Raw genomic sequence first — 8,621 nt, forward strand, 5'->3', positions numbered from 1 at the left:
GGCCTGATCCAACGGAAAGAACCCTGGGGAAAGGCCCTAGACCCGGGCTCGCTCCGCCGCCCGGCTCGAGCGCGTCGTCGGCCGGGCCCGCTGCGCGGTCCGGGCGACGAGCAGCGGTTCCAGTGGCCCGGTGCTCAGCCGTTCCACCAACGGCGTGGCGAGCCGGCGTGCCATCAGGACGACTATCAGGGTGACGACGGTCCCCACCAGGGCGCCCACGCCGACGTCATGGGGGTAGTGGGCGCCGACGTAGACGCGCGAGGCCCCCATCGCCGCGGCCGTGAGCAGGGCGATGGACCCCAGCCACCGGCTGATGACGAGCAGGGCCGCCGCGAACGCGAAGGCGACCGTGGTGTGGTTGCTGGGGAAGGCGTAGTCGTCGACCGGAGGACACGCTTCGATGAGGAAGCCGTGCGGCAGGGCCCGGCAGGGGCGCGGCTCCTGGAAGACGTTCTTGATCCCGCTGTTGACGGCGTACGCCAGGATCACGGCGAACGGCGTGGCCAGCACGGCGGCCATGACCGTGTTCCCCTGGCGCCGGGCGCGCCACCAGGCCACCAGCAGGAAGAGCGCGAACAGGCCCATGCCGAGGTCGGAGAAGAGCGCGGCGGGCTCGTTCAGCCAGTGCGTGTCCCGAGCGAAGTTGGTGACGTCGGTGTAGAGGCCGCCGTCGATGGCCGCGCCGTCGAGCCCCGTGGCGGGCGGGGAGGAAGTCGTCATCAGGTGGATCTCCGGGCCATGGGTCCATGTGCGTGAGCGCTCCGGGGAACGCGTGCGAACACACGCGGACGCAGAAGTGGAACCCTCGTGAAGCAGGGCCGTCCGAGGGATGAACGTCTACAGATTGGTAGACGCTAGCAGGAGGGGATCAGGTTGCTTGAGGCGCCGTCGTACTGCCCACGGACCGATCACGGCCTCCCGAGGACGGGTGACTTCGGCCAAGGGCGACCGGGCGGTCGCCGTCACCCACGCCGGTCCGCGCGGCAGCGCGACGACCAGGCAATCCGTGGGGAACGCTCCGGCGGCGCTCATGCGGCCGCCGGGCCGACGAAGTGGCTGAGCAGGGGCAGACCCGCCACGGGGGGTGCGAACGAGTCTGCCCCTGCACGATGCCGCCCGCGTACCTCCCCCCGGAGAGCAGGCGGCCTGACCCCGCCCGGGGTCACTAGGTTCAGCGCGCCGCGAGCGCCGATTGTCACGGGTGCCGGTGCACTGACACGAGGTCGACACAACTGTGCAGTCCGGCACTCATTGCGTCACTCGGTGCGTCACAACTCGCATTGCACATTCCACGCGTTCACGTGCCGGGTTGCCCGGTTTTCGCCGCACCGGCCTGGGGAGTGTGGCCCGGTGTACTGGTTCGTTCGGGCTTCTCGTCGTTCTCGTCGTTCTCGTCGGCCGAGTTGCCGTTCGGCTGTCCGTTCTCCTTGCCCGGGTCGCTCCCACCGCCGGGGTTGCTCGCGCTGCCGGGGTCGCTCCCGCTGCCCTGGCCCGCGTTGCCCGCCTCGGTCCGCGACAACTGGTCGGCGCAGTAGGCGTCGACGTTGTCCTCGCCCCCCGCGGCCTCGGTGAACCGCTTCCAGGCCGTCGACTCCAGTGCCTTGCCCCAGTTCGTCACCGACGCGTACGCGCGGCAGCGGGCCTGTATGTCCTCGGCCGTGAGCGGGCGGTCCCAGGTCACGGAGGGAACGGGCGTGGGGGAGCCGGGCTCGGACGGTGTGGCGTCGGCGGGCGCCGGTGTCGCTGCGGGCGACGGAGCCTGGGGAGCGGCGGGCGACGGATGCCGCCGTCCCCGACCGTCGTCCCCCGCCTTCCCGTCGGATTTCGGTGAGCCGATCGCGGCGATCGCCACGCCGCTGAACGTCAGGCCGGCGATAAACACGGCGACGGCGGCCCGCACCGAGCGCCGCCCCGGGACGCGCCGCGGCCGCCAGTCGTCCCGCCTCCGCGCCCGTGCCTGCCGGTGGACGCCTTCCTCCCGGGCGGCCCGGAAAGCTGCCACGGCCCGCTCCTCGGCCGACGCGTCGAGGGCCTGGGCACGCAGGGCGCGGCGGAGCACGGGTCCGAGCGCGGTGGCGCGGGTGTCGCCGTCGGCGCCGGGCCCGCGGCCGCCCGTGCCGGCGCGTCGGCGGTCCACGCCCCCACCGTCGCTGTGTCGGTCGCCCATACCCGTGTCCATCCCATGCGGTTGCTACTCGTTCGCTCTACGGATCCGACGCCCTCGCTGCTCATTCCGACTGCCTCAGCGTATGGAAGCCCCATCCCGTCACACCCGGCCGCCCGCGGGCCGGTCCGGCCAGGGCAGGGCATGGCGGGCTCAGGGACAGGCGTGGCTCACCCGCCGTCGGCGCGACGGCGCGTGCTGCCACGCAGCGCCCCGCGCCTTCAGGCTGCCTTCAGACGTCGAGTCCGTCGATGCCGTCGAGGAGCAGGGCGAGCCCTCCCAGGAACTCCTGGTCGGCTCCGACGTTCCGTGGTGCGGCGGCCGGCGACGACCCGCCGCTCGCCCTCGACGGCGGTGGTGTCCGGTACCGCGGTGCCCGCCCGACCCGCCGCCCGCGGCTCACCGCGGCAGTTCGGACCTCGCGCCGGCGCCCAGGCACTGGACGCCGAGCTCCGCGCCCTGCGTGCCCTGGACCTGCGCCTGGAAGCCCCCGCCCCCGCCCGCCTCCGGCCCACCCGACCCCTGATCTGGGCTACGTTTTGCTTCTCGGATCACGAGACAGCGGGGGTGAGTGTTGTACTCGAACGAACTCGGCGTGCTGCCTGCCGTACTAACGGGCTCGACCATTGGATTGCTGGGACTGTACTGGGCGATTCGCCCGACGAACCGATTGCATCTGTCATTCTGCGTCGGTCTGGCATGCGCTGTTTCCGCAATGGCATATGCGCTGCTGAATCCGCTCCTGCAAGTGGGTAACTTCTCGGCAGCCCACTTGAGGGATGAGATCGCGAACGGGCACTTGGCGCTGAGGGCGACATCCCTGATCATCGGATTCTCATTCTGCATGATCTTCTGGCGGGTCGCCCACGAAAAGGCGCCCGACTACTCCATGGGCGCAGACCCCGAAAAAGATCTGCGAACCATGAAGCAAGAGGCAAGAAGAGGTATTTGGACGCTGGAGCGCGCCGCCGCCCAGGGTGTCCTGTTCATGGTCATCCTGGTCGGCTTGTGGGTCCTCGTGATCACCTCCCGGACCTCCACCCTGATCGCCATCCTGAACTGGGCCTTCCTCTTCATCGTCGACGACTTCGTGATGAGCGCGAACTACATCGCCCACCGCCGCGTCGGCCCTCCGAAGCTGGACGCCTGGAAGATCGCCAGCTGCTCACTCGGCACGGTCGTGCTCTTCGTGATCATCCTCTTCCAGGAGTTCGACCGCTGGGTCGGTTGGGTCGTCCTCTGCTTCACGTTTCTCATCGCCCTGGTAACGCTCGTCCGGGCCGTGGCACCTTTTCTTCTGGCTGCTGCCTCGAACATCGGAATCCTCCCGGAAGAAGAGGACTGGCGCCCCGACGAGGAAGAAGAGACCCTCATCGAAAAACTGACGCTCCTCCACGAGCAAGGCGTCCTGACCCAAGAGGAACTGTCAACGAAGCTCCACCTCGTTCCCCTGCTCTACGAGCACGGCTACGGGGCCCATGAAATGGTGGCGGCCCTGCCGGAACAGCGTTCATCGGCGGAGGGAAACGCTGCGAACGATCCCGCACCCGCGGCGGAGCAGGAATAGCTCGAACGCATGAGGCCGGTGGCGCTCGGACTTTGGGCGGCTTGAACCCGTCCGGCCCCCGCTCTCGGCGCCACGTCGCGACGGAGCACGTGCGCTGTACCCTCCAGGCCGCGCACCAGCCCGTCAAGCCGAGCGGCGGGAGAACCTGGCGCTCCTTCTTGCCGCGGGCATCAGCCCTCACCCACGGGGAACCCAAAAGCAGGGTGGCCGAGGCGTTTCTCCGGTCGCGGGAGGCAGGCCATGACGAGCTCGGGCGGTCCTCAGGAAGCGGTTGCCAGGGCCCTGGACGCCCTCGGCACGGGTGCTTACCTGACGGATGAGCAGGGCTGCATCGTCGCCGTCAACACGCGTGGCGAACAGCTCCTGGCCCGTTCCGCCTCGAGTCTGGTCGGCCAGGACGCCCACGACCTGCTGCATCGCAACAGCTGCGGGGAACCCGTACCGAGGGCCCAGTGCCGGATCCGGGAGAGCGTCCTCGGCGGACGCACGGAGCAGGGCTGCGACGCGTGGCTCGAGCGCGGCGACGGCACGCTGCTGCCGGTGGCATGGCTGGCCACTCCCTGCGACATCGGTGTCCGCCCGTCAGCCACGCTCGTCCTCTTTCACTCCGCCGGACGCTCCGGGCGACCCGCCCAGCGGCCACCGGCCGGCGGACGGCTCTCCGAACTGGAACGCCTCGCGCTGCTCGCCGAGACGACCACACTGCTCACCTCCACCCTGGACATCCACGAGGCGCTGCGCCGCCTGATCGACCTCGTAGTGCCCCGCCTCGCCGACTGGGCCGTCATCGACCTGATCAGCGAGCGGGACGAAGTATGGCGCTTCGCCGTCGCCCATGCCGAGGGCGGCACCGTGGTGTTTCGGGAGGACCTCCAGGGGCCCATGCCGCCAGTGCCTCAGGAGTCCCCGATGCCCCTGTCCCGCGCCCTGCGCGGCGTCGCGTCCTCCCTCGCCGGTCCCGAGACCTATCAGGGAGCGCCCGACTCCGGCGTCGCGGTGGAGCAGCGGCGCCTGTTCGAGGCGACCGGCATGCACTCGGCAATCATGGTTCCCATCCGCAGCCTGCACGACGTACTGGGCGCCCTCACCCTCGGGCGTGCCGACCAGCCCGAGCGGTTCACCGCGACCGACACCGCCCTGCTGGAGGACATCGCCCGCCGCGCCGGCCTCGCCTTGGAGAACGCCCGCCTCTACCAGCGCCAGCGCAAGGTCGCCGAGACCATGCAGCGCCATCTGCTGCCGAAGCTCCCACGTACGGCCGGCCGCAGCATGACCGCCCGCTACTTGCCCGCGCCGGACGCCTCCCAGGTCGGCGGCGACTGGTACGACGCGTTCACATTGGCGGACGGCGCCACCGCCCTCGCCGTCGGCGACGTCGTCGGCCACGACCTGGACGCGGCGGCCGGCATGGCCCAGCTGCGCAACATGCTCCGTGCGTACGCCATGTCCCAGCAGGAGCCGCCGAGCAAGATCGTGGAATGGCTCGACCGGGCGACCCTGGACATCGCGGAGGTCTCCATGGCCACGCTGGTCTTCGCCCGTATGACGGAGAACGACGCCGGACAGTGCGAGCTGTCCTGGACCAACGCGGGCCATCCGCCTCCGCTGCTGGTCACCCACGAGGGTGTGGCCCGCTATCTGACCGACGGCCACGGGGTGCTGCTGGGCGCCGCGCCCGACCAGGTCCGCCCCGACGCGACGGCGGAGCTGCCGCCCGGGGCGACCCTGCTCCTCTACACCGACGGCCTGATCGAGTCCCCCGGTCACACCCTGGACGAGGGCCTGGACCGCCTGCGCCGGTATGCCGCGTCCTTGGCCCACCGGCCCCTGGAGTCCTTCGCGGACCAGTTGCTGGCACGGGCGCGCCCGCCGGACAACGAGGACGACGTGGCCCTGCTGGCCGTGCGGCACGTTCTCGGCTCGTCTTCTTGAGCGAAAGCCACCATGAACGAGTGATCACCACGCACAACGACAAGGCCCGGGTCCCTGACCCGGGCCTTCAGCATGGAGCGGGTGACGGGAATCGAACTCGCGCTCTCAGCTTGGGAAGCTGCGATCATTTGTGGCTCGAACGGACTCTGACCTGCGCGAACAGTAGTGGTGCGTCCCTGTCGGGCTCGGTTGCTTTTACCGTGATTCCCCGCTGTTCCCCGCTCGAACTGGTGCGCTTGTGGTGCAGCCGTTGAGACAAGGCGCCGAGTCAGTGCTCGCGGCGGCCACACTCAGCTGGGTAGAGAGTAGAGCCCGGAGCGGCCTCGGACGGTGTTTGTTCGAGTTCGATGCACGCGCCGCCCGAGGCGTCGGCGGTCAGCGCGTTGATCCGGACGGTTTGCACAGACCGTTCGAATGGTGGGGTGTGCAGTTCGGCTTCGACCGGCGTCTGGAATGGTGCGCCTTCAAGGACGGCGATGGCGGTCAGAGTGCCGTCGGCCTGGAGCTCCGCCTCCTCGATGGTCAGCCGCCGGTGAAGCTCTGCCTCTGCCAGGAGTTGCTTGCCGTGGATCCCATGGGCGAGAAGAGCACTGCGACGACCGCGGATGTGCCGCGCTATGGCGCAACAGAGCGGGACGTCGGCGCCATAGGGAGTGTCCACCCGGTTGTGGCCAGCGGTCGGGAAGTAGTCCAGCGCGTTGGACAGGAGCCCGAGGGCTGCGTCCTTGATGCGCGGCCGCTGGCCGTGCTCGACGAGGTCCAGCAAGATCGGGGTGGCAGCGTAGGCCGCTGGGAACACCATGGCGGCGTGGTCGCAGATGAAGCCGCTACCGGCGAGGAGGGATGCCGCGTCGCCTGTCTCGTTGGCGGTGGTGGACACGGTCAGCAGTCGTAGTCCGTGTGCGACGCGCTCTGGATCGTCGCACCGATGCCACGTCGGGTTGGGTATCGCTGACCAGTTCACGGCGTCTATGGCATCAAGGGACATGCCCGCATTCTGCCGCGCCGGCGTGGCGCCCTCACGCGATTCTGGTGCTTTTGGGGCTGAGCCCTGAGCTTGGGAAGCTTGGGTGCTCTGGGCCCGATTGCCCACTGACCTGCGGCTAAGAGCTGTCGGATCTCGCGTTGGCCGCCGGTTCAGTACCCGCTGTTCCCCGTGGTTCCCCGCACAACCCGGCACGCCTCTGGCACGAGCTATTCGTCGTCGCACCTCTCCAGGACCAGGCTCGCCGACCCCTCTTCGAGTCCGTTGTTCTCCTCCAGGTGGAGATGAGCGCCATCCGGCGTGCCGTCCTGGGCAAGTGTGAGCAGGTGGCCGGCCAGGGTCCTCAGCCCCGCGGCGTTGGCCTCAATCACGATCTCTCCGCCCAGGTCGCGGACCTCGATGCGTGCGCCTTCCTCCCACGTGAAGACGCTGGTGATTCCATCGGTCACCGCACTGACTTGAGTGGTCATCGACGGAGCAGCGCTGGGTTCAGTGGCCATACCCAAGCATCGCGCACTCAGCTTGACGTTTGACGTCCCAGGTCACCCTTCCGCGAAGCACGCACCTGTCAGGGGCCGACTGTCGTGCTTCCTCGGAGCAGTCGGCGCTCGGTCCTGGCTCACTTGCCGGGTTCTGGGCCGTACCACTGGAGTGCCTGGCCTGTGACGCCGGCGATGCACTCGAAGTCCCGGTCACGGTGCAGGAGGGTCAGCCCCTGCAACTCCGCCGTGGCAGCCACCACGAGGTCGACAGGTCCGGCGCTGCGGTGCTGTCCGCGTTGGGTGAGTAGCTCTTGAACCTGCCAGGCGCGGTCGTAAGCGCGGTCGTCGACCGGTACCCATCCGAACAGCAGGCGCATGTCCTCGATGCCTTGTGCGCGGCCGGCGGCGGAGCGCGCGCTGTACAAGAACTCCAGCTCGGTGATGGGGCAGGCGGCGATAAGTCCGGCGGCTGCCGCCCGGTCCCATCCGTACTGCTCGGCGTCGCCGCGCAGCAGGCGGGCAAGCGCGCTGGTGTCGATCAGGAACTGCGCGGCGTTCACCGGCGGTAATTTCCCTTGTCCTCAAAGAGGTCCAGGTCGAAGGCGCCTTCTTTGGCCGCCGCCCGCAGGCGAGTGAGTGCCAGGGCGCGCCGCCGGTTTTCCAGCACCTCGCGCAGGGCGGTGTTCACCGTCTCCTTCTTGGTGCTGGTACCGAGGGCCTTGGCCACGTCCGCGACCAGCTGGTCATCAAGGTCGATCACGGTGCGGGTCATCGATTGCACCTCCCGGGATATATCGTGACCCATCAATTGTATACGCCGGCTCCAATCTGGTGGTCAGGACCGATACTCCCGTGCCGGCACCCCTTGCGCGAACCATCGTCCCGCCCGGGGCGATACCTCCCCGAGCCCACCGGGAACTGGCGGCAGCCCACGACACCTCGGCCCAGGCTTCCGCCTCCGCCATACCGGCCGTGCCAGACGTCCAAGCCGTCCTCGACTCGTCGCCCTGCGCCGAGGCGCCTGACGCACCCGGTCTGGTTGTCGTGCTCTTCTCCATGCTGGTCGCCGTGTGTGTTGCCGCTCTGAAGTACGTGACCGGCACGGGCATCGCTGACTTGATCCTTTACGCGGGGGGCGCATTCGGTACGACGGCAGGGCTGTGCTTCGCCGCGGTGGGAGCAGTTACGACGCTACGGAACTGGACCGCGACGGACGACCACCGGAACCTGCCGTGTGCATCGGCCGACACGAACCGGCCTACTGGCTCTGGCTGATGGCGCGCTGGGCCGGTGTCCCCCCATGGATGGTGAAGAGCGGCACCCAACCCGCTCTTGAGAGCAAACAAACCCCAGGGCCACTGACCTGGGGTTTCAGTCTGGACCGGGTGACGAGAATCCCTCTCTGTCAAAGTAGGTTGAGTCAGGCATACTGGATGATTCATTGAGTCGAGGGCGGAGAAGGAGTAGTGCCCGGGTGGCCAGCACGAATGA

The 8,621-nt window shown here is 68.9% G+C and carries 8 protein-coding genes; 2 read left to right on the forward strand and 6 right to left on the reverse strand.

The annotated features are described in order from the left end of the window. Nucleotides 1–36: 36 nt before the first annotated feature. Nucleotides 37–720: a phosphatase PAP2 family protein gene (locus tag ACFY4A_RS10340; RefSeq protein WP_390828984.1), complete on the reverse strand. Its 684-nt coding sequence runs from the start codon at nucleotides 718–720 to the stop codon at nucleotides 37–39. 577 nt (nucleotides 721–1,297) lie between these two features. Continuing rightward, the gene (locus ACFY4A_RS10345; protein ID WP_390828985.1) at nucleotides 1,298–2,167 is read right to left on the reverse strand and encodes a hypothetical protein; all 870 of its coding nucleotides are present in this window, start codon (nucleotides 2,165–2,167) and stop codon (nucleotides 1,298–1,300) included. 571 nt (nucleotides 2,168–2,738) lie between these two features. Here ACFY4A_RS10345 and ACFY4A_RS10350 point away from each other — a divergent pair. Together ACFY4A_RS10350 and ACFY4A_RS10355 are read left to right on the forward strand one after the other, a co-directional pair. Beyond that, complete coding sequence (locus tag ACFY4A_RS10350) at nucleotides 2,739–3,731, forward strand: hypothetical protein (protein WP_390828986.1); 993 nt, start codon at nucleotides 2,739–2,741, stop codon at nucleotides 3,729–3,731. A gap of 240 nt (nucleotides 3,732–3,971) precedes the next feature. Continuing rightward, nucleotides 3,972–5,663 carry a SpoIIE family protein phosphatase gene (locus tag ACFY4A_RS10355; protein WP_390828987.1) on the forward strand — a complete coding sequence of 564 codons (1,692 nt, stop codon included), beginning with the start codon at nucleotides 3,972–3,974 and terminating at the stop codon, nucleotides 5,661–5,663. A 268-nt stretch (nucleotides 5,664–5,931) separates the two neighbouring features. Here the strand turns inward: ACFY4A_RS10355 and ACFY4A_RS10360 are convergent, their stop codons facing one another. The 4 genes from ACFY4A_RS10360 to ACFY4A_RS10375 all read right to left on the reverse strand — a co-directional run bounded on the left by ACFY4A_RS10360 (nucleotide 5,932) and on the right by ACFY4A_RS10375 (nucleotide 7,902). Beyond that, the gene (locus ACFY4A_RS10360; protein ID WP_390828988.1) at nucleotides 5,932–6,651 is read right to left on the reverse strand and encodes a hypothetical protein; all 720 of its coding nucleotides are present in this window, start codon (nucleotides 6,649–6,651) and stop codon (nucleotides 5,932–5,934) included. Between the two features lie 206 nt (nucleotides 6,652–6,857). Next, nucleotides 6,858–7,097, reverse strand: coding sequence for a hypothetical protein (locus ACFY4A_RS10365; protein WP_390828989.1), 240 nt, complete (start codon nucleotides 7,095–7,097; stop codon nucleotides 6,858–6,860). A gap of 170 nt (nucleotides 7,098–7,267) precedes the next feature. Beyond that, a complete protein-coding gene (locus tag ACFY4A_RS10370) occupies nucleotides 7,268–7,690 on the reverse strand; it encodes a PIN domain nuclease (RefSeq protein WP_390828990.1) in 423 nt (140 codons plus the stop codon). Then, nucleotides 7,687–7,902, reverse strand: coding sequence for a type II toxin-antitoxin system VapB family antitoxin (locus tag ACFY4A_RS10375; protein ID WP_390828991.1), 216 nt, complete (start codon nucleotides 7,900–7,902; stop codon nucleotides 7,687–7,689). Before ACFY4A_RS10375 ends, ACFY4A_RS10370 begins: the two co-directional genes overlap by 4 nt. Nucleotides 7,903–8,621: the final 719 nt, after the last annotated feature.

The organism is Streptomyces sp. NPDC001292 (assembly GCF_042896465.1).
GTDB lineage: Bacteria > Actinomycetota > Actinomycetes > Streptomycetales > Streptomycetaceae > Streptomyces.